Annotated in this window: 16 protein-coding genes; 8 read left to right on the top strand and 8 right to left on the bottom strand. The window is 65.5% G+C overall.

Features of this window, described 5'->3' with window-relative positions; genetic code table 11:
- The first annotated feature begins 170 nt into the window (after positions 1 to 170).
- From AC1MEM_RS14810 to AC1MEM_RS14800, 3 genes are read left to right on the top strand one after another with little or no spacing between them, the layout of a single operon-like run.
- Positions 171 to 1,718 (top strand): amidohydrolase family protein, encoded by a 1,548-nt coding sequence (locus AC1MEM_RS14810; RefSeq protein WP_499471643.1) that lies wholly within the window; start codon positions 171 to 173, stop codon positions 1,716 to 1,718.
- Positions 1,719 to 1,729: 11 nt separating this feature from the next.
- Positions 1,730 to 3,619: a S41 family peptidase gene (locus tag AC1MEM_RS14805; protein WP_499471641.1), complete on the top strand. Its 1,890-nt coding sequence runs from the start codon at positions 1,730 to 1,732 to the stop codon at positions 3,617 to 3,619.
- A gap of 16 nt (positions 3,620 to 3,635) precedes the next feature.
- Complete coding sequence (locus AC1MEM_RS14800; RefSeq protein ID WP_499471639.1) at positions 3,636 to 4,199, top strand: uracil-DNA glycosylase family protein; 564 nt, start codon at positions 3,636 to 3,638, stop codon at positions 4,197 to 4,199.
- Between the two features lie 294 nt (positions 4,200 to 4,493).
- Here the strand turns inward: AC1MEM_RS14800 and proX are convergent, their stop codons facing one another.
- The 7 genes from proX to AC1MEM_RS14765 form a co-directional block, all read right to left on the bottom strand.
- Entirely contained in the window at positions 4,494 to 5,543 is a 1,050-nt protein-coding gene (gene proX, locus AC1MEM_RS14795; RefSeq protein ID WP_499471637.1) for a glycine betaine/L-proline ABC transporter substrate-binding protein ProX, read from the bottom strand.
- Between the two features lie 18 nt (positions 5,544 to 5,561).
- A complete protein-coding gene (gene proW / locus AC1MEM_RS14790; protein WP_499471636.1) occupies positions 5,562 to 6,671 on the bottom strand; it encodes a glycine betaine/L-proline ABC transporter permease ProW in 1,110 nt (369 codons plus the stop codon).
- Positions 6,668 to 7,903 (bottom strand): glycine betaine/L-proline ABC transporter ATP-binding protein ProV, encoded by a 1,236-nt coding sequence (gene proV, locus AC1MEM_RS14785; protein WP_499471634.1) that lies wholly within the window; start codon positions 7,901 to 7,903, stop codon positions 6,668 to 6,670. The genes proW and proV overlap by 4 nt, the downstream gene beginning before the upstream one ends.
- Before the next feature lie 1,132 nt (positions 7,904 to 9,035).
- On the bottom strand, positions 9,036 to 9,689 hold the full coding sequence (locus AC1MEM_RS14780; RefSeq protein WP_499471632.1) for a flavin reductase family protein: 654 nt from the start codon (positions 9,687 to 9,689) through the stop codon (positions 9,036 to 9,038).
- A gap of 24 nt (positions 9,690 to 9,713) precedes the next feature.
- Positions 9,714 to 10,979 (bottom strand): MFS transporter, encoded by a 1,266-nt coding sequence (locus tag AC1MEM_RS14775; RefSeq protein WP_499471630.1) that lies wholly within the window; start codon positions 10,977 to 10,979, stop codon positions 9,714 to 9,716.
- Between the two features lie 81 nt (positions 10,980 to 11,060).
- A complete protein-coding gene (locus tag AC1MEM_RS14770) occupies positions 11,061 to 12,215 on the bottom strand; it encodes an acyl-CoA dehydrogenase family protein (RefSeq protein WP_499471628.1) in 1,155 nt (384 codons plus the stop codon).
- Between the two features lie 57 nt (positions 12,216 to 12,272).
- Positions 12,273 to 13,091, bottom strand: a complete 819-nt coding sequence (locus tag AC1MEM_RS14765; RefSeq protein WP_499471626.1) for an IclR family transcriptional regulator — start codon at positions 13,089 to 13,091, stop codon at positions 12,273 to 12,275.
- 283 nt (positions 13,092 to 13,374) lie between these two features.
- Between AC1MEM_RS14765 and AC1MEM_RS14760 the strand changes: the two genes are divergently transcribed.
- Genes AC1MEM_RS14760 through AC1MEM_RS14740 form a run of 5 tightly spaced genes read left to right on the top strand, consistent with a single transcriptional unit; the run spans position 13,375 to position 19,147 of the window.
- A complete protein-coding gene (locus AC1MEM_RS14760; RefSeq protein WP_499471624.1) occupies positions 13,375 to 14,904 on the top strand; it encodes a 3-hydroxyacyl-CoA dehydrogenase in 1,530 nt (509 codons plus the stop codon).
- A 31-nt stretch (positions 14,905 to 14,935) separates the two neighbouring features.
- Complete coding sequence (locus tag AC1MEM_RS14755) at positions 14,936 to 16,138, top strand: 3-oxoadipyl-CoA thiolase (protein WP_499471622.1); 1,203 nt, start codon at positions 14,936 to 14,938, stop codon at positions 16,136 to 16,138.
- Positions 16,139 to 16,162: 24 nt separating this feature from the next.
- Positions 16,163 to 17,386 (top strand): CaiB/BaiF CoA transferase family protein, encoded by a 1,224-nt coding sequence (locus tag AC1MEM_RS14750; protein WP_499471620.1) that lies wholly within the window; start codon positions 16,163 to 16,165, stop codon positions 17,384 to 17,386.
- 31 nt (positions 17,387 to 17,417) lie between these two features.
- Positions 17,418 to 18,167, top strand: coding sequence for an electron transfer flavoprotein subunit beta/FixA family protein (locus tag AC1MEM_RS14745; RefSeq protein WP_499471618.1), 750 nt, complete (start codon positions 17,418 to 17,420; stop codon positions 18,165 to 18,167).
- A 26-nt stretch (positions 18,168 to 18,193) separates the two neighbouring features.
- Positions 18,194 to 19,147 (top strand): electron transfer flavoprotein subunit alpha/FixB family protein, encoded by a 954-nt coding sequence (locus AC1MEM_RS14740; RefSeq protein WP_499471616.1) that lies wholly within the window; start codon positions 18,194 to 18,196, stop codon positions 19,145 to 19,147.
- Positions 19,148 to 19,192: 45 nt separating this feature from the next.
- Here the strand turns inward: AC1MEM_RS14740 and AC1MEM_RS14735 are convergent, their stop codons facing one another.
- A complete protein-coding gene (locus AC1MEM_RS14735; RefSeq protein ID WP_499471614.1) occupies positions 19,193 to 20,698 on the bottom strand; it encodes a L,D-transpeptidase family protein in 1,506 nt (501 codons plus the stop codon).
- Between the last annotated feature and the right edge of the window lie 84 nt (positions 20,699 to 20,782).

The raw sequence follows: 20,782 nt of genomic DNA, 5'->3' as shown, positions 1-20,782 counted from the left end.
GAACCCCGACGGGGGTCCGCAAGTCCTTTATTTGCGCCATACTCCTCCATCAATTCCTTTCGGCTACTCCCTAACGGTTGAGATCCGCGCGCCAAGCGAACTATCGACCGCAGCACCCCTCTAACGGATGGGTTGTGAACCGTGATGCGCATCGCGCCAGGGAGGTAGCCGTGAGTCTCGTGATCGCTGGTCGAATCGTTCCGCTCACGCTGGACGGCGACATCGCCGCCTCCGAGCAGGACAGCTTCCGCGACAAGGTCTGGATTGGCGACGACGGCCGTGTGGAACGCATCACCCGCCGCAACGCGGCCGGCCCGAGAAGCGGCTTCGACAAGGCTGTCGTGCTTGACGTGGGCAGCAACCTGGTATTGCCGGGCTTCGTCGATCTCCACAGCCACCTCGCTTACGCGGCCTTGCCCCTTTGGAGCGTGCCCGGAAGGACCGAGCCCTTCCCGCACCACGACGCGTGGCCGTCGGCGCATTCGTACCCGGGCGATATCACCTGGCCTGCCTACGCCTTCATCGAGGCGGCGCCGCACGAGCTCCTGGCCTATGCGGAAGTGCGCGCGCTAATTGGCGGCACCACGAGCATCCAGGGTTCGCCACCCAAGAATCGTCCATTGGACAGCTGGATGGTTCGAAACGTCGAGGACGAGACCTTCGGCGGCAGCGTCGCCGCCGCCCGCATACTCGCGTCGACCTTGCCCCTCAAGCCGGAAGTGCTCGCGGCACGGTCGGCCCAGATGAAGTCGGGCGCCGGCTTCATCTATCACTGCGCGGAGGGCCAGCCCAACTCCATTGTCGCGCGGGAGTACCAGAGCGCGCGACGCTGCGGCTGCCTGCAACGCGGATTCATCGCCATCCACACGAACGCGGTGAACCCGGATGACTATGCCAGCTGGACCGAGCCGGGGGCGATCGTCTGGTCGCCGTTTTCAAACGTCTGGCTATACGGCAGCACAACGGACGTTCCCGCTGCACTCGAACGGAAGATCCTGGTGTGTATCGGGTCCGACTGGGGCCCCTCGGGAACGCGCAACGTCCTCGGCGAAATCAAGGTTGCCGCGCTGGTCAGCAAGAGCCGGGGCTGGAAGCTGTCCCCCTTCGACCTCGTTCGCATGATTACCTGCGTCCCCGGCGACGCGCTGGCGGGACCATGGGGCGTCCAGGCCGGGCGTCTCCAGCCGGGAGCACTGGGCGATGTCGTCGTCATCCGGGCCAGGCGGTCCGCGGATCCGTTCGCGGCAGTACTCGCGGCAACCGAACAGGATGTCCAGCTGGTCGTCGTCGGCGGCCGCCCGCTCTACGGCGACCCGGACCTCATGAAGGCCGCGGCGGCCAGGTTTCCTTCGACGCTGACGGTGGCGGGAGCGCAGCGCACGCTGTCCATGGCGAAGTCGGTGGACCAGCAGGAACCATGGACCTTCGCGCAGGTCCGGGCGCGGATGGAACAGGTGCGGGCCAATCCGAAACAGGAAATCGACACCGCCCGGAATGCATTCGCGGTGGGCCGGTTGGCGGACGCCCTGCCCCGACTGCGGCTGGCGCTCGACATGCCGCTGGGACGCGTGCCCGTCGGCGGCTTGCCCAAGGATCTCGACGACATCGTCGTTCCCCCTATCCAGCGGCTCGATCACGACTCGGCTTTCTTTGCTGCGATCAAAGGACGCGGATTCCACGGCGGCTTGCTCGACGACCTGGCCGGGTTCTATTCGTGAGGCACACGACGATGGCAACCAGCGCGTCACTGTTCAAATCACAAGCCGGGGTGCTCCTCTCCAGCCACGCCGGCCTGCTCGCGGTAAACCACGCCGTGATGCCCGAGCCATCCGCGTACCACCTGGACGCCGCCGATCGGATCGCCGTGGCGGATGCCCTGCTGACGGCGATTGGCGGCGCATATTGCCACCTGCTCCAGAAGCGCGCGGGGTATGCGAATGACCCTGTGCAGGCGCTTCAGTTGCTGCGCATGCGCGCAGCCAGCATGAGCGAGGCGGAGTTCCATCTTGTCCTGACCGGCATCGTCGTCGACCTGCGCGATGCCCACACCATGTACGCCGGACCGAAGTCGCTCGCCGACGCGGTTGCCCAGCTGCCTTTCCTCGTCGAGCAGTATGGCGCGACCGACGCGCCTTCCTTCCTGGTCACCAAGGTCGGAGACACCAGGCTCATCAAGGATACCGGCTTCAAGGCAGGCGTGACCCTCGAGACCTGGAACGGCGTGCCGTTCGAGCGCGCGGTGGCAATCCACGCCGACCGGGAAACGGGCGGGCGCCCGGATGCGCGCCTGGCCCGTGCCCTCGAATCGCTGACCTTCCGCTCGCTGCAGTATGGCCCGCCACCCGACGAGATGTGGGTGGACGTCGGCTATCGTGAAGCCGAGGGCAAGCCGGTACGCGAGGTGCGCATTCCCTGGCGCATCGTCCGGCCGGGCCGTCCCGCCGCCGGCGTTCGCGCCGGCACGCACGCCGCGCTGCGCCTGGCGCTGAGCCCTGCGGCGGAACAGGTGCGGCGGGCAAAGAAGCTCATGTTCTCGGGCAAGCAGTGGCAGGCCGAGGGGCAAGCCCGGCTGGTGGCCAGGGATGCCGGCTGGTTCGAAACGCGCTTTCCGGACGCCTTGTCGGCCAGGACGATCCAGATGGACGCGCGCGGCGAGGTCGGCTACATCCGCATCTGGAGCTTCGATGTCGAGGACCATGAAGCCTTCGTCAACGAGACGATTCGCCTGCTCGGGCAAATGCCGGACACGGGACTCATCATCGACTTGCGCGGCAATCCTGGCGGCCTCATCTGGGCGGCCGAGCGCCTGCTGCAGCTGTTCACCCCGAACACGGTCGCGCCGACGCGGTTCAGCCTGGTGGCGACGCCCCTGACCCGCGCCATGGCCGGGAGTCCCTTCAACCGCATGGAACTGGAGCCGTGGATTGCCTCGCTCGATTCCGCCATCTCGACGGGCGAGGCATACTCGCAGGCCTTGCCGATCACCGATCCCGCCTGGTGCAACGATGTGGGGCAGCACTACGGCGGACCTGTGGTCTGCGTGGCCGACGCCAACACCTATTCCTCCGGCGATCTCTTTTGCGCCGGCTTCGTCGACAACGAAATCGGGCCGCTGGTCTGTGTCGGCGAGGCCACCGGCGCCGGCGGCGCCAACGTGTGGACGAGCCAGAACCTGGCCGACGCACTGGATGGCACGGAGTTCGCCCTTCCCGCCCTGGCCAAGGGCGTGCGCTTTACGCTGGCATTGCGCCGGGCGGTGCGCAGCGGGGATGCCGCGGGCGTGCCGATCGAGGACCTGGGCGTCGGCGGCCTTCCCTATGCGATGAGCAGGCGCGATGTCCTGGACGGCAATGCAGACCTGCTCGCCTGGTGCGGGCAGTTGCTGGCAGGCGCGCCGCGCACGAGCCTGCACGCGACGCTGGGAAGATCCGAAGTCACTGTCACGACGACTGGCCTGGACGAACTCGAGATATATGTCGATGGCAGGCCCGCCGCAGCGGCACGGCCCATCACGGACGGGGTGTCGACGCTCCCCCGTCCCACGGCGGGCAAGACGTTCGAGATCGTGTGCCGCCGGGCCGGCCAGGTGGTGCAGCGACGTAAGCTGACGATGGTGTAGCCATAGGGAGACAAGCATGCCGATACCGTTCTGCCCCGGGTACGCGCACGAGCCATTTCGTTCGCTCGTCGAATCGTATCCCGACACCACGCTCTATCCCGCCGACGCCTTCCGGGTCGAGTGGGGCCCGATCTTCCACCGTGGACGGCTGGACGGAACGGCCCGGATACTTGTCCTCGGACAGGACCCGGCCCAGCACGAAACCATCGCCAGGCGAATCCTGATGGGAACCGCAGGGCGCCGGGTGCAGGGCTTCCTGAACAAGCTCGGCATCGACAGCAGCTATGTCATGCTCAACGCGTTTCTCTATTGTGTCTACGGCAAGGGCGGAGCGCGGCATATTGGTAACGCCGGCATCGCGGCGTATCGGAACAGGTGGATCGGCGCCATCCTGGATGGCCAGATCGCGGCCGTCCTTGCCTTTGGCACGCTTGCGGACAAGGCCTGGAAGATGTGGCTCGCATCGCCTGACGCGGCGGGACGTGCCGTGGTGGCCTACCGCAAACTCCCGCATCCGACTTCCCCGGAGTCGGCTGGCGGCGATGGTGCGGCAGCCACCGAGGCGATGCTGGAGGCCTAGAATGCCGGCCTTGCCGCGCTGGCGCCCGCGCTCGTGCCGCCTGATACGCCGGGGCCGATCTTGCCATACGGGAGCGCTTTCACACCAGCGGACCTGCCAGGCATCCCGCAGCAAGACCTGCCCGCGGGTTCACCACCCTGGATGGGGACCACGACCGGCTGGGCCCTGCGGGACGGGGCCACCGCCGTCGAAAAGCGATTCAATATCAGGGTGACGGCGTCCGCTGCCGAAGACTGAAAGCGCAAGCTGGCACGCCATGCACATGCTCGAATTTGGCCGTGCATTGCTTCCCGATCAGGGTTTCGCCGCCGCCAGCGCCTGCGCGATCCAGCTATCGAATAGCGGCTGGTGGTATTTGATCCAGCCTGCCGTATGGCGCGCGATATCGGCCTGCGTGTTTTCGCCACTGCGCATGCGCTCGTTCTGCGCGTTGATGTCGGCAATCGGCAGCCGCATGACTTCAAACAGCTTGACGGCCGCTGGATTTTTCTCGGCCCAGGCGCGATTGACGACGATACGCGTGGTGTTCACGGAAAATCCATAGTCGCTGCCGTCGTCGAGACGGGTACTGGCCTTTTGCGGATTCGACGAGAACGGCACTTGCAGCCACACGACATCCTTTCCCGGCACCAGTACCCCGCTTACCCAGTAGGGTGTCCACGTGTAGTACAGGATGGGTTCGCCACGCTTGTAGCGGCCGATGGTATCGGCGATCAGTGCGGAATAGCTGCCCTGCACGTGCGTGACCGTCGCGCGCAACTTGTAGCCGTCCATATGATGCTCGATCATCGCCTCGCAGCCCCAGCCCGGATCGCAACCGGTCAGGTCGGCCTTGCCGTCGCCGTCATGGTCGAACAGCCTGGCCACGGCCGGGTCGCGCAGCTGGTCGATATTCGTGATCCTGTACTTCTCGGCCGTCGCCTTGTCGATCAGGTAGCCTTGTGCGGCCGGACCGGCATAGTGGCCCGTGCGCAGCAGCCTGGCGTCGCCGCCCGCATTGTTGTAATAGTCCTGGTGCAGAGGGTCCCAATGCACCGCGAGGAAGGTCGCGTCGCCATTGGCAACGGCGATGTGCGCGGTCGGATAGGCGACTTCCTTGATCGGCTGCGGCTCGTAGCCCAGCTTTTCCAGGGCGCGATCGACCAGCATGGTCTGGAAGGTTTCTTCGGCGACCGAGCTTTGTAGCGCCTGCACCTGGATGCCCTTGCCGGGCAGGCCGGCATCCGGCGTTTGCGCCATGGCGAGGCTGGTGGTCAAGGTCAGCGCAACGAGCGCCAGCGCCGAAAACCATTGAAACCTGCGCTTTGTTTTATACGTGATGTTGAAGTGTTCAATATGATGCATCGATATCCTTTATTCTCATTAGTGTGCGCCGGCGGGCGTCGCTGGCGCGGCCGCTTCGCCGCGCGCTGAACTGCCCCGCACCCGGCGCAGGATGAAACCAGCCGGGCCCGTCTCGTACCAGTGACGCACGCCACGCCGCGGCTGCCCCATGGCTTGCGTCAGGCGGTCGAGCGTGATGGCGAGCAGGACAATACCAAGACCGCCCACGGTCGCCAGGCCCATGTCCAGGCGGCCAATACCGCGCAATACCATCTGGCCCAGGCCACCGACCGCGATCATCGAGGCGATCACCACCATCGACAGCGACAACATCAGCGACTGGTTGATGCCCGCCATAATCGACGGCATGGCCAGCGGAAACTGCACGCGGGTCAAGAGCTGCCAGGGCGAAGCACCATAGGCGCGCGCGGCTTCGATCAGGTCGGGACGCACCTGGCGAATGCCGAGATTCGTCAGGCGCACCAGCGGCGGCAAGGCGAAGATGATGGTCACGATCACGCCGGGCGCATTGCCGATACCAAACAGCATGACCACCGGCACCAGATAGACGAAGGCAGGCGTCGTCTGCATCGCGTCCAGCAGCGGGCGCAAGATATTTTGCGCACGGTCGCTGTTGGCCAGGAGTATCCCCAAAGGCAAGCCAATGACCATGCAAAAAGCAAGCGAGGTCAGCACCAGCGACAGCGTGATCATCGCTTCCGGCCAGACGCCCAGCATCGACAGGACCAGCAATGCCAGCACGGTGCCGATGGCCAGCGCGCGGCTGGTGAATTGCCAGGCCAGCAAACCGATGATGGCGATCACCGCCAGCGACGGCGCGGCCAGCAGCACGTAGCCCGCACCGGACAGCGTCGCGTCGATCGGCGCCCGCACGGCCTGGAAAAACGGGCGAAAATGTGCGACGACCCAGCCCAGGCCCTGGTTGATCCAGGATTCCAGCGGCAGCGAGCCATCGAAGAGTTGCGTCAGGTGGAAGCCGGTGGCGTGCCCGGGCGTGACGGCGGGCGCTGCCGCGTCGAGCCAGGAAGTGTCGCCCGGCGGGGTCGGCAGCCATGGGTTGACCTGGGCTGCCTGCTCAATGCCTGGCGCAACCGCGGGTTCTGCTGCGGTAACAGTGCTGGAATTCATGCGTGTCCTTTTTTTGTGTGTGGCTCGGCAATGGCGGGTGTATCGCGGTCGAGGAACTTCAGCAAGGTGGTCTTGCTGATGGCGCCGCGGAAGCTGCCGTCGCTGGCCACCACCGGGACCGCATACGGCAGTTGCGCCACCTGGCCGAACAGGCCGGCAACGGGCTCATCTGCATTGATGGCCTGCACATCCGGCAGGTAGGCATGCGCCAGGCCCAGTGGACCGGTATGGCCGTCAAGCGCAGTGCGCAGCGAATCGACCGATACCAGGCCGAGGAATTTACGCTCGGGATTCACGACATAGGCGTAGGCCCGGTCCTGCTCCTCCAGCATCGACAGCACCGCACGCGAACCGCGGGCAGGCGATTCCGACACCACGATCTGGCTCTTGCGGGCAATATCGCCGGCCTTGAAGACGGCCGCCGCATCGACACCGCGCACGAAGTTGCGCACGTAATCGTTGGCAGGCTTGCGCAGGATTTCTTCCGGCGTGCCCACTTGCACCACATGCCCATCTTTCATGATGGCGACCCGGTCGCCGATGCGCATGGCTTCATCGAGATCATGCGAAATGAAGACGATGGTCCGCCGCTTGATCTGCTGCAGGCGCAGCAACTCGGACTGCATTTCCGTGCGCATGATCGGGTCGAGTGCGGAAAACGCCTCGTCCATCAGCAGGATCGATGGATCGCACGCCAGTGCGCGGGCCAGTCCCACGCGTTGCTGCATGCCACCAGACAATTCGTCGGGATAACTGGCGCCGTAACCCGCGAGGCCGACCTGCTCGAGCGCTTGCCGGGCCAGCGCATGGCGCTCGGATTTCGCAATGCCGGCCAGCTCCATGCCGAAGGCCGTGTTGTCGAGCACGGTGACATGCGGCAGCAGCGCGAAGGACTGGAACACCATGCTGATGTCCTTGCGGCGCAGGGCGCGCAGCTGCGCATCCGGCAGGGTATTGATGTCCTTGCCGTCGACCAGGATGCGGCCGGCGGTAGGCTCGATCAGGCGATTGAGCATCCGGACCAGGGTCGACTTGCCCGAACCGGACAGGCCCATGATGACGAAGATCTCTCCCGCCTCGATGGTAAAGCTGGCGTCGAACACACCGATCGTGCATTCGGTCTGGGCCAGGATGTCCTGCTTGCTGGCCCCTTGATGGACCAGTGCCAGTGCCTCTTCGGGCTGGTCGCCGAATACTTTGAAGACATGGTCGATGATGATTTGTTTTGCCACGTTGTTCTTGTCCTCCGATTTGGCAAATGAAATGAAACCCTGCAGCCATTGGCGCTAACGGGAATCGACAAACCCCAGGCCGTCGGCAATGCAGCGGCGCACGGGCGTACGCAAGCGACGGAAAGGGGCGGGACACGCTTTTCCGGCGCATGCCGGTGCTGGGTGTCGTGGGCGCGTTAAAAGAGGCTGGGTTCAGGACTTTTAACCACGCAGGCGCCATGCAGATGCATGACACCGGTGTTTAACGAAAAAAGTGCGTCAAACGATTACTGGATGTGGGCGCATGGCCCTGGATTATTTTCCACGCAATAGGTGGAAAATACGGTGAAGCAGAGGTGTTACTGAGGGTATTTGTTATAAACAGGCGGCAATTATAGTGCAAAAATATATGAAAGTCAATTGTCGATACCAAGCCAGATGTGCTAGTAATGTTTTCCAGCGTACAGACAGTGTTGCACTTTGACTATGCCGTCGTTTAGCTTGCAGGCTTCCACCTGCCCCGTTCACCTGAAGACCGCAGGCAGTCAAATGTTGCCACAACCAGCAATGCAGAACAGTACTTCCCGACTCTTGTCGCGTTCGGCGTCGGTCGTGAGATATTGTCCGTCTGCGCTGGGTTGGCTTTTGCTTCGAGAGCCACGCGACAGGCCGGCCGGAGCCCTCCTCCTGCATGCTTGCCTGGAGTATCGTTAACTCGTCTGGAGTCGTTAGCGTCTCGTAAGTCGTCTGTTCTTGATTTGTACGTTGGTTAGTTACATTTTTATGATAGAGACCGCGGCTGGTTCCCCGCCGTGGCCAGCGGAAATGGTGCTCATCCCTCCAGGTCGCGAATGCCGTGCGGCGCGCCATCAGGAACGACATCATCGCTCTCGCCGCGGGCGGCGACTGGTGGAAGGCCACCGAAGCGGTGTAGCAAATAGCAGCCGAGCCCGAAAATCAGCCGGCAATGACGTTGCCAGGGGGCGAAGCGGCAAAGCGCGCAAAAACGCTGGCCTGATGATAAGAACAATCAGGCCAGCCATTACCTCCAGAAAAGTTTCTCCCGCCTTGCTACAGCGGTACATTCGGCCTGGGCTTCACCCTCCCCGCCCGCGCAGGCGCCATGGCGCGCGCCGGCCGGCTACGGAACGGCTCAGCCGTTCGGTCCGTCGCGGCGCAGGCGGGTGTCCACTTCGCGCACCCGCACGTAATTCGCGCGCCCCAGGCGTCCCACCGGCCGGGTCTCGACCTGCTCCAGCAGGTCGACACGGTGGTTCTGCTCGCCCTTGCGGCCGACGTACACCGCCTCGTCGATGTGCACGTGCTCGACGCTGCCCATGATCCATTTGTTGGCCCCCATATCGAGGATGTCGTGGACCCTGCACTCGTAGGCGATCGGCGCACGCGCAACGCGCGGCGGCTTGACGACGCAGCTGGGCGCCTCGGCCAATCCGGCGTAGCGAAACTCGCTGTCGCCAGGCGCGAGGTCGGCCGCCGTCTTGACCATCTCGTCCATCAGGTACTCGGGCACGATATTGACGACGAATTCGCGCGTCGCAATGATGTTCGCGTAGGTGTCCTTGGGTATCCAGTCTCCGGCATGGTTGTCGCCGCGCGGGCCGCAGCTGAAGCCCAGCACCGGGGGCGACGGCGAGACGACGTTGAAGAAGCTGAAGGGCGCGATGTTGGACACCCCCTCGGCGGACACGGTGGACACCCAGGCGATCGGACGCGGCACGACGGAGTCGCGCAGCAGGAAGTACATTTCAGTTGGCTGAAAATCGGCGGTGGAAAGCGAAATGGTCATGATGGCTGATTGATGTACGTGAGTTTACTTCTGGGGATCGTAAAGTTTTTCCTTGATGAACAGTGCCGGCACGACTCCGCAAAGGAAGTATGCCGCGCCCATCACCAGGAAGCCGAAGCCGATCGAGCCGGTCGTGGCGAGGTAGCCGATACACGCCGGGGCGATCGCCGCACCGACCCGGCCGACGTTGTAGGCCCCGCCCACCGCCGAGCCCCGGATCGAGGTCTCGAAGCTTTCGGTCATGTAGGTGGCATTCACGCCATACGGTATCCCGTAGAGGAAGCCGAACACGACCAGCAGGTAGACGATGTTGCCAGGCGAGTTGTAGAACACGATCACCGGCAGGAAGATGGCGGTGCCGATCGCACCGAAGGCGAACACGGCGCGGCGCCCGAAGCGGTCGGCGAGCCAGCCGGCGGCGATTTTGCCGACGATCATGGCGACATAGGTGCCGACCATGTAGCCCGTCATCGCCTTGAAGTTCATGTGCAGCTCTTTTTCGAGATAGGTCGGCATCCAGTTGTTGACACCGTAGTAGCCGAACTGCAGGAAGCCCGCGGTCAGCGCCCACAGGATGAACATGCGGCGCTGGGCAGGATGGGCGAAGATGCGCTTCATCGTGCTTTCCTTCTTCACCCGGCGCGTCACGCCCGCCGCCTTGTCCGCGGCGAGTTTCTTGCGCGCCGCGATCCAGGCGGCCGGTTCCGGAACGATGCGCTGCATCAGCACGGCCAGGACGACCGGGATGATCGCGATATAGAACAGCCAGCGCCAGCCGTAGGTCGGCAGGATCCAGCCGGCCAGCAGCGTGGCCACGACGTAACCGACCGACCAGCCGGCCTGCAGGGTGCCGAGGACAGTGGTGCGGCGCTCGGTCGGTACATATTCGGCCATGAGGGTGTTCGATACCACGTACACGGCGCCCAGGCCGAGTGAGGCGACGAAGCGGAAGAAGGCGAATTGTTCGAAGCTCCGGGTGCTGCCCAATACCGCGGTGCCGACCGAGAACAGGACGATCGTGACGACCACCGTGCGCACCCGCCCGAAACGGTCGGCGGCCATGCCGCCGAAAATCCCGCCGACGGCCATGCCGGCCAGCGTGATACTGCCCAGCGCACCTGCCTGCACCTTGGTCAGGCCGAATTCCTTCGTCAGGCTGGCCAGGCTATACGACAGGAACATCAGGTCGGCCCCGTCGATCATGAGCGACAGGAACGAGAAAGCGAAGACGACCATCCATATATTTTTATTTTCCGCCACGGTCACGGCGCGTTTTGCTGCAACTTCCATAACTCCTCCAAGGATGGAACGCGCGCGACGAAGGAGACGCCGCGCGATAAAGAAAGAACTGCGAGAACTGGGAAATCGAATTTACAGCTGTGCGTTCCTGATCATGCCGCGGGCGATGACCAGTTGCTGGATCTGGGTCGTGCCCTCGTAGATGCGGAACAGGCGCACGTCGCGGTAGAAGCGCTCGATTGCGTATTCGGACACGTAACCGGCGCCCCCATGGATCTGTACCGCGCGGTCGGCCACGCGGCCGCACATCTCGGAAGCGAACATCTTGCAGCAGGCCGCTTCGGTCGAAATGTCTTCCTTGTTGTCGCGGCGGCGCGCCGCATCGAGCACCATGGAACGCGCCGCGTAGATCTCGGCCTTGCTGTCGGCGAGCATGGCCTGGATCAGCTGGAACTCCGCGATCGGCTTGCCGAACTGCTGGCGCTCGAGCGCATAGCGCAAGGCGTCGTCGAGCATGCGCTCGGCCGCACCGACACAGATCGCCGCGATATGCAGGCGCCCCTTGTCCAGCACTTTCATCGCCGTCTTGAAGCCGACGCCTTCCTTGCCGCCGATGATGTTCGCCGCCGGCACGCGGCAGTTGTCGAAGATGACGTCGGCGGTGTGCGCGCCCTTCTGCCCCATCTTCTTGTCGGTCTTGCCGATGAAAACACCCTGCGTGCCCTTCTCGACGATGAAGGCCGAGATGCCGCCCGAACCTTTGATCTCGGGGTTGGTGCGCGCCATCACGGTGAAGATGCCGGCTTCCGGCGCATTGGTGATGAAGCGCTTGGTGCCGTTGATGACGTACTCGTCGCCCTCGCGCCGTGCCGACGTGCGCAGCGATGCCGCGTCCGATCCGGAGCCCGGCTCGGTCAGCGCGAAGGAGGCGATCAGCTCGCCCGAGGCCAGCTTCGGCAGGTAATGCTGCTTCTGCTCCTCGGTGCCGTCGACGATCAGGCCCTGCGATCCGATACCGTTGTTGGTGCCGATCAGGGAGCGGAAGGATGGCGAGGCCTTCGCGATCTCGAATGCGACCAGCACCTCTTCTTCCATCGTCAGGCCCAGGCCCCCGTATTCCTCGGGGATGCACAGCCCGAACAGGCCCAGCTCGCGCATGTCGGCGACGACGCCTTCCGGGATCTCGTCTGTTTCCGCTACTTCATTTTCCGCCGGCACCAGACGTTCCCGCACGAAGCGGGACAGGGTGTCCAGTAGCACAGTCATGGTTTCTTGGTCACGTATCATTTTTTTCCTATTGCTTTGCTGCGTATGCGGCGTCGCGTCATGCGCCGCCGCGGGTTATCAAAGAGCGATCCTGCCCATCGAGCCGCCGACTTTCCTCACCAGCTCAACCAGCGCAGGGCCGATCTTGTCCTGCAGGTGTTCACGGGTGCATTTGAACGCGGGCATGCCGCAGTTAAAGGACATCATCATTCCGTCCGGCGCACAGAACGGCACGCCGACGCCGCAGGTATCCTTGTCCCACTCGCCGATCGAGATGCAAAAGCCGTGTTCGGCATGGTCGCGCAGTCCCTGCTCGATGCCGGCACTGAGTACGGGCCAATGGTCCTCGTCGCGCAGGCGGACCTGGTCCAGCAAAAATGCGCGGTCGGGGGCCGGCAGGCCGGCCAGGTAGGCGCGCCCCATGGCGGAAGTGGCGAGCGCAAGCCGGGTGCCGACGCCGCGCTGCAAGGTGATCGACGCACTGCTGCGCACCGATTCCACATACACCATCGACAGCCGGTCGCGCACGCCGAGCGAAACCGAGGCCTGGGTACGCTCGGCGAGTTCGCGCATCAGGGGGCGCGCCACTTCGCGCACGTCGAGCCGCGACAGCATGGCGTAACCCAGCGACAGCACGCCGGCGCCGAGCCGGTACTTGCCCTGGGCTTCCAGGTGTTCGAGATAGCCGAGGCCGGCAAGGGTGCCCGCAAGCCGGGCCACGGTCGGTTTGGGAATGCCGCTGCGGCGCGCCAGTTCGGAAATGCCGATTTCGCGCTCGTTCAGTCCAAAGCAGCGCAACAGTTCCAGCCCGCGGGCCAGCGCGGTGACGAATTGCCGCTCCTTGCCCTGCCCTTCGTCGTCGAAATGTTGAATGTCGCTGTCGTCAATCGTGTTCATGCCGCATCTCCTTGCGCGTTTTCTCGGGTTGCGATCTACCCAGCCGTCTCCTGGCTACCTCAAACATCGTGTCATATCAATTCTGGTGATGTCAAGTATTTCAAACCGATGGTCCACTATGCGAACCGTTAATAATCGAAATCAATTTTCCTGATACAAGATGCGCCGGGTTCTTTACAACCGGAGCATTTTTTAATATTCTGAATAGCGTTTTTTTGAACCATCGGTCCACTATGCGGACCGCACAGTAACCCGACCATCGGGCAAAAAAGGACAAACAGCAATGAATTCGACTCCCCCGGCGCGGGACCTGCTCGGCATCGTCGGCTGCGGCCTGATGGGCCGCGGCATCGCCCAGATCGCCATCCAGGGCGGCATCCCCGTCATCCTGCACGACAGCCGTCCCGGCGCGGCCGAAGAAGCCTGCGCCGCGATCGGCGCGACCCTGCGCAAGCTGGCCGACAAGGGCAAGATCAGCGCCGGCGACGCGCAGGCCGCCTGCGCGCTGCTGTCGGCCGCCACCGCGCTGGACGAGCTGGCGCCCTGCACCGCCGTGATCGAGGCCATCGTCGAGAAGCTGGCCGCCAAGCAGACGCTGCTGCGCCAGCTGGAGGCGGTGGTCGGCGCCGGCTGCATCCTCGCCACGAATACCTCCTCGCTGTCGGTTACCGCGATCGCCGCCGCCTGCGAACATCCGGGCCGCGTGGCCGGCTTCCACTTTTTCAGCCCGGTACCGTTGATGAAGATCGTCGAGGTAATCGCCGGCCCATTGACGGACGCGGGTGTGAGCGAACGCCTGACCTCGATCGCGCGCCGGATGGGCCATACCCCGGTGCGGGCCAGCGACACGCCCGGCTTCATCGTCAACCACGCCGGACGCGGCTACCTCACCGAGTCGCTGCGCATCCTGGGCGAAGGCATCGCGCCGTATCCGGAACTGGACCGCATCCTGCGCGACGCCGCCGGCTTTCGCATGGGGCCGTTCGAGCTGCTGGACCTGACCGGGCTGGATGTCTCCCAGCCGGTGATGGAATCGATCTACGACCAGTATTACCAGGAACCGCGCTTCCGGCCGTCGCCGATCGCGCGCCAGCGCCTGCAGGCCGGGCTATTGGGGCGCAAGAGCGGGCGCGGCTTCTATGTCTACGAAGACGGCAAGAAGCAGGAATCCGCCGAATCGGCGCCGGTACCGGTGCCGCCGCGCGCCGCCATTCCTGTCTGGCTGAGCCCAGCCGACGCGGCAGCCTGGCCGGCGGTCAGCCAGCTGCTGGACGCACTCGGCGCCGAGCGCGACGGCGGCGCGCGTCCGGCCGCGGACGCGCTGTGCCTGGTCTTGCCGGTCGGGCAGGATGCCACCAGCCTCGCGGTCGCCGCGCAGCTGGACCCGGCGCGCACGGTGGCGCTCGATCCCCTGTTCGTCGGCGGCCGGCGCACGCTGATGACCACCCCGCTCACCGCCCCCGGTTTCCGCGACGCCGCGCATGCGCTGTTCGCGGCGGACGGCGTGCCGGTCTCGGTCATCCGCGACAGCGCCGGCCTGGTATGCCAGCGGGTGCTTGCCGCCATCGTCAACATCGGCGCCGACATCGCCCAGCAAGGCATCGCCAGCCCGGAGGATATCGACAAGGCGGTGACACTCGGCCTCGGCTACCCCAGGGGCCCGCTGGCGCTCGGCGATGCGCTCGGCGCCGCGACCGTCCTGCGCATCCTGGACGGCCTGTTCGATTTCTACCGCGACCCGCGTTACCGTCCGAGTCCGTGGCTGAAGCGCCGCGCCATGCTGGGCGTCTCGCTGCTCACGCCGGAACACTGACCCACACTTTTCAAGAACAACCAGGAACAACATGCTCGACGCTTACATCTATTCCGGCCTGCGCACCCCGTTCGGCCGCCTCGCCGGCGCCCTCGCCCCGGTTCGTCCGGACGACCTGGCCGCTGCCCTCATCCGCAAGCTGGTCGCCGATTCGCCTTTCGACGCCGCGCAGATCGAGGACGTGATCCTCGGCTGCGCCTGCCAAGCCGGCGAGGACAGCCGCAACATCGCGCGCCATGCGGTGCTGCTGTCGGGGCTGCCGCCCACCATTCCCGGCCAGACCGTCAACCGCCTCTGCTCCAGCGGCCTGGCCGCGGTGCTCGATGCGGCGCGTGCCATCACCAGCGGCGAAGGCGAGCTGTATATCGCCGGCGGCGTGGAGAGCATGAGCCGCGCGCCCTTCGTGGTGGCCAAGAGCGAGTCGGCCTACGGGCGCGAATTCAAGGTATTCGACTCCGCCATCGGCGCGCGCTTCCCGAATCCGCGCATTACCGAACAATACGGCGGCGACACGATGCCGGAAACCGCGGACAACGTGGCGCATGACCTGGGCTTGAGCCGCGAGGACAGCGACCGCTTTGCGGCACTGTCGCAAGCGCGCTTCGAAGCGGCCCGGGCCAGCGGGTTCTTCGCCGGGGAGATCATGCCGGTCGAGGTAGCGACCGGAAAGAAGACCCCACCGCGCGTCGTGGCCGAGGATGAGCATCCGCGTCCCGGCACCACCTTCGAGTCCTTGGCCAGGCTCAGGGCGCTGCATGAGGGCGGCGTCGTGACCGCCGGCAGCGCGTCGGGCGTGAACGACGGCGCCGCCGCCATGCTCATCGGCAGCCGGACCATCGGCGAACGGGCCGGCGTCAAGCCGATGGCGCGCATCCTGGCCGGCGCCGCGGTCGGCGTCGAGCCCCGCATCATGGGCGTCGGCCCGGCCTACGCGATCCCCAGGGCGCTGGAGCGGGCCGGCCTCACGCTGGCCGACATGGATGTCATCGACATCAACGAAGCCTTTTCAAGCCAGGTGCTCGGCTGCCTGAAGCTGCTGGACGTCGCCTTCGACGACCCGCGCGTCAACCCGAACGGCGGCGCCATCGCGGTCGGCCATCCGCTCGGCGCATCCGGCGCGCGCATGGCGCTGAGCGCAGCGCGCGAGCTCGAACGCCGCGGCGGCCGTTACGCGGTCCTGAGCCTGTGCGTCGGCGTCGGCCAGGGCCTGGCCGTCGTCATCGAACGCATTTAACGCATCTGACTCAAGGAGAGCCGCATGGCTGGAGCACTGTCACATATCCGCGTCCTCGACCTGACGCGCGTCCTCGCCGGACCCTGGGCCTGCCAGATGCTGGCGGACCTCGGCGCCGAGGTCATCAAGATCGAACGCCCGGGCAGCGGCGACGACACGCGCGCCTGGGGGCCGCCCTACCTGAAGGACCAGGACGGCAAGGATACCCGCGAGTCCGCGTACTTCCTTTCCACGAACCGCGGCAAGAAGTCCGTCACCCTCGACATTTCGACCCCGCAGGGGCAGGCAATCGTGCGCAAGCTGGCGCTCGAGAGCGATGTCTTCATCGAGAACTACAAGGTCGGCGACATGGCGCGCTACGGCCTGTCCTACGAGGACCTGAAGGAAGCGAACCCGCGCCTGGTCTACTGCTCGGTCACCGGTTTCGGCCAGGACGGCCCGATGGCGGGCTTCGCCGGCTATGACTTCATCATCCAGGGCATGGGCGGGCTGATGAGCATTACCGGCGAACGCGACGACCTGCCCGGCGGCGGACCGCAAAAGCTCGGCGTCGCATTTTCGGACCTGATGACCGGCATGTATTCCAGCGTCGCCATCCTCGCGGCGATCGAAAACCGCCACAAGACGGGCCAGGGCCAGTACATCGACATGGCGCTGCTCGACGTTCAGGTGGCCGCGATGGCCAACATGAACATGAACTACCTGACGTCCGGCGTGGTGCCCAAGCGCCAGGGCAATGCGCATGCCAACATCGTGCCCTACCAGGTGTTCCGCACGAAGGAGGGTCATATGGTGCTGGCCGTCGGCAACGATCGCCAGTTCGTGAAGTTCTGCGCCATCGCCGGCTGTCCGGAACTGGCCAGCGACGCGCGATTCGCGAAAAACGCCGACCGCGTCAGGAACCGGGAGATCCTGGTTCCGATGCTGCAGGAGGTGCTCCTCGGACGCACCACCGCGGAATGGGTCGCGCCGCTGGAGGCGGCCGGCGTGCCGTCCGGCCCCATCAACGACATCGCGCAGGCCTTCGAGCATCCGCAAGTCAAGCATCGCAAGATGAAGGTGGACTTGCCCCATCCGCAGTCGGGCACGGTGCCGTCGGTGGCGAACCCGATCAAGTTCTCGGATACGCCGATCACCTATCGCAGCGCGCCGCCGCTGCTCGGGCAGCACACGCAGGACATCCTGTCCACGCTGGGCGGCCTGTCCGAAGACGAGATCAAGGCGCTGGGCGACCAGGGCATCATCTGAACATCACAATATCAATGAAATGGAGATCGACATGAAAGTCCTGGTACCGGTCAAGCGCGTGGTCGACTACAACGTCAAGGTGCGGGTGAAGTCCGACGGCACCGGCGTCGACATCGCCAGCGCCAAGATGAGCATGAACCCCTTCGACGAAATCGCGGTCGAGGAAGCGGTACGACTCAAGGAAGCCGGCAAGGCGACCGAGATCGTCGCCGTTTCCTGCGGCCCCAGCCAGTGCCAGGAAACCCTGCGCACGGCGATGGCCATCGGCGCCGACCGCGGCATCCTGGTCGAAACCGGCGAAGAGCTGCAGCCGCTGGCCGTCGCCAAGCTGCTCAAGGCCCTGGCCGACAAGGAACAGCCCGGGCTGATCATCCTCGGCAAGCAGGCCATCGACGACGACTGCAACCAGACCGGCCAGATGCTGGCCGCGCTTCTTGGCTGGGGCCAGGCCACCTTCGCCTCGAAAGTGCTGGCCGAAGACGGCCGCGTCACCGTCGCCCGCGAGGTCGATGGCGGCCTGGAAACCGTCGCATTGGCGCTGCCGGCGATCGTCACCACCGACCTGCGCCTGAACGAGCCCCGCTACGTCACCCTGCCCAACATCATGAAGGCGAAGAAGAAGACCCTGGACGTGGTCAAGCCGGCCGACCTCGGCGTGGATGCGGCGGCGCGCCTGAAGACGCTGAAAGTGACCGAACCAGCCAAGCGCAGCGCCGGCGTCATGGTCAAGGACGTCGCCGAACTGGTCTCCAGGCTCCGGAACGAAGCCAAAGTCATCTAATTCAATATACAGAGCAGAGGAACATCATGGCCGCACTGGTAATCGCAGAACACGACAATGCCCAGCTCAAGGGCAGCACCCTGAACACCGTCACCGCAGCCGCGCAATGCGGCGGCGAGGTGCGCGGTGAAGTCCATATCCTGGTAGCGGGCCACAAGGCCGGCGCCGTGGCCGAAGCCGCAACCAGGATCGCCGGCGTCACCCGGGTCCTGCTGGCCGATGCGCCGCAACTGGCGGACGGACTGGCCGAGAATGTCGCCGAACAGGCGATCGCGCTGGCCGCCGGCTACAGCCACATCCTGGCTCCCGCCACCGCTTACGGCAAGAACATCCTGCCGCGCGTGGCGGCCCGGCTGGACGTGGCGCAGGTGTCGGAAATCACCAGGGTGCTTTCGCCGGACACCTTCGAGCGTCCGATCTACGCCGGCAATGCCATCGCCACCGTGCAATCGTCCGACGCGGTGAAGGTCATCACCGTACGCAGCACCGGCTTCGATGCGGCGCCGGCAGATGCGTCCGCAAGCAGTCCGGCGGCGCTCGAGACGGTCGCCGCGGTCCCTGACGCCGGCAAGTCGGTGTTCGTGTCGCGCGAACTGGCGAAGTCGGACCGCCCGGAGCTGGCGGCGGCCAGGGTCATCGTCTCGGGTGGGCGCGGCATGGGTTCGGGCGAAGCCTTCAAGGTCCTGGAGCCACTCGCCGACAAGCTCGGTGCGGCGATGGGCGCCTCGCGCGCCGCGGTCGACGCGGGCTTCGTGCCGAACGACTGGCAGGTCGGCCAGACCGGCAAGGTCGTGGCGCCGCAGCTGTACATCGCGGTGGGCATTTCCGGCGCGATTCAGCACCTGGCGGGCATGAAGGATTCGAAGACCATTGTCGCGATCAACAAGGATCCGGAAGCGCCGATCTTCCAGGTCGCCGATTATGGCATCGTCGGCGACCTGTTCGACATCGTTCCCGAACTGAGCGCCGCCCTGGGTTGAGCGCAAGGGCCTGTTTGTACAAAACGGCCCGCGTGCAGCACGCGCTTATGAGCGCCGGCCTGCCGCGGAGGTAATTTGCCTGTGGCGTGCTGCCAGGTCCTGCTCGAGCTTCGGGTCGCGGCCGTAGATATCCCTGGCAAAGCGCAGCCGCCCTTCACTGTCGACGGTGGCGGTGGCGTAGAAAATCACAACGGGAACCGCATGGACCAGGTCGACGTGCCGGGTCGGTCCCGGCTGCAGCGCATCCTGGATCGTGTCGGCGTTCCATCCACGCTGCCGGCTCAGCACGTACTGGGCCAGGGCGGCCGGATGTTCGACCCTGATGCAGCCGTGCGACAGGTCGCGCCGGCTGCGCTCGAACACCTCGCGCGCCGGGGTCGAGTGCAGGTAAATGTCCATCGGGTTAGGCATCGCGAACTTGATCGCCCCCAGCGCGTTCTTCGGTCCCGGACGCTGACGCACGCGCGCCCGGCCTGCCCGCAGGTCCGCCACGCTGGCGCCTGGCGGCACCGTCTCCATCCCGTTCTGCGTGAGGTAGGCCCGGTTGCGCTCGATCCTGGGCAGGAATTCCTTTTCGACGATGCTGCGCGGGACGTTCCAGTACGGATTGAACTCGATGTAGCGCATCTGGCCAACGAACAGCGGGGTTTCCGTCTTGATCGCGGAGCCGACCACGACCCGCATCTCGAGCGGGGCCTCGGCGCTGCCCGCACCATCGTTGACCGCAGTAGCGTTAACATTATGGAGCGCCGACAGGCGGTAAGCCGGCAGGTTGACCACGATGAGCGGGCCGGGGCCGAAATCCGGCAGCCAGCGCAGGCGCTCGAGCGTCAGTTCGAGCTGGCGGACGCGCTGCGCCGGCGGTACATTGAGGGCCTCGATGGTGCCACGCCCGAGCACGCCATCATCACCGAGCCCATGACGGGCCTGGAAATGCCGGACGCCCTCCGCCATCGGCTCGCTGTAGCTTCCCTCGGGCGGAGGCGGCGCATCGGCCGGCAGGTCGCCCAGCAGCACCAGGCGGGCGTGCAGTGCCTTCGCGGCCGGATAGGCGCCGCCGGGCACGAGCCTGGCGCCCGGTCGCGGCAAGGCCGGATACGGCTGCCCGGACAGCGCGCGATACCTTGACAACGCCTCCTTGACGCGCCCGTACTGCCAGACTCTCGGCTCGGCCGCTTGCACCGCCGCCTGCAGCCTCCCCGCGGCGAGTCCGGCACGCAGGCGCTCGACCGGGTCATATTGCACCAGGCGCGGATCAGGCAGGCGGGTGTGATATTCGGAGCGCACGCGGCCGACGCGCAGGTCGGCCAGGTAGTGAAGCATGGCCGAGGTAAGCGCGACGTCGAACCGGGCCGTATCGGCCTCGCCGGAGCGCAGTTGCCGCTGCAGCGAGTCCGTGCCGTAGTCGAGCGGATCCAGGCCCTGCAGCCTGGCGCGGCGCAGCACCCACAACGCGGCCGCCGCAGTCGACGGATTCCAGGCTGGCGCATACTTGCGCGGGGCGTAGAACCGATCGAGCCAGCCGCGTTCGTCGTATGGGCTCGCGGGCACCGCGGGCGACTGTGAGGCCTGGACGGCCAGGGTATGGATGGCGGCGGGGGCCGGCTGCGCGAGGGAGGGACGGGAGACGAGCGC

It is taken from the genome of Telluria sp. AIW5 (assembly GCF_056680575.1).
This window is presented reverse-complemented; position numbering and strand designations above follow the sequence as displayed.

Bases quoted from the DNA above. Each gene is read 5' to 3' on its own strand.
- AC1MEM_RS14740 (WP_499471616.1), top strand. From the start codon at position 18,194: ATGGCCGCACTGGTAATCGCAGAACACGACAATGCCCAGCTCAAGGGC.
- AC1MEM_RS14755 (WP_499471622.1), top strand. From the start codon at position 14,936: ATGCTCGACGCTTACATCTATTCCGGCCTGCGCACCCCGTTCGGCCGC.
- AC1MEM_RS14765 (WP_499471626.1), bottom strand. From the start codon at position 13,091: ATGAACACGATTGACGACAGCGACATTCAACATTTCGACGACGAAGGG.
- AC1MEM_RS14750 (WP_499471620.1), top strand. From the start codon at position 16,163: ATGGCTGGAGCACTGTCACATATCCGCGTCCTCGACCTGACGCGCGTC.
- AC1MEM_RS14760 (WP_499471624.1), top strand. From the start codon at position 13,375: ATGAATTCGACTCCCCCGGCGCGGGACCTGCTCGGCATCGTCGGCTGC.
- AC1MEM_RS14800 (WP_499471639.1), top strand. From the start codon at position 3,636: ATGCCGATACCGTTCTGCCCCGGGTACGCGCACGAGCCATTTCGTTCG.
- AC1MEM_RS14780 (WP_499471632.1), bottom strand. From the start codon at position 9,689: ATGACCATTTCGCTTTCCACCGCCGATTTTCAGCCAACTGAAATGTAC.
- AC1MEM_RS14775 (WP_499471630.1), bottom strand. From the start codon at position 10,979: ATGGAAGTTGCAGCAAAACGCGCCGTGACCGTGGCGGAAAATAAAAAT.
- proX (WP_499471637.1), bottom strand. From the start codon at position 5,543: ATGCATCATATTGAACACTTCAACATCACGTATAAAACAAAGCGCAGG.
- AC1MEM_RS14805 (WP_499471641.1), top strand. From the start codon at position 1,730: ATGGCAACCAGCGCGTCACTGTTCAAATCACAAGCCGGGGTGCTCCTC.
- AC1MEM_RS14770 (WP_499471628.1), bottom strand. From the start codon at position 12,215: ATGATACGTGACCAAGAAACCATGACTGTGCTACTGGACACCCTGTCC.
- proW (WP_499471636.1), bottom strand. From the start codon at position 6,671: ATGAATTCCAGCACTGTTACCGCAGCAGAACCCGCGGTTGCGCCAGGC.
- AC1MEM_RS14745 (WP_499471618.1), top strand. From the start codon at position 17,418: ATGAAAGTCCTGGTACCGGTCAAGCGCGTGGTCGACTACAACGTCAAG.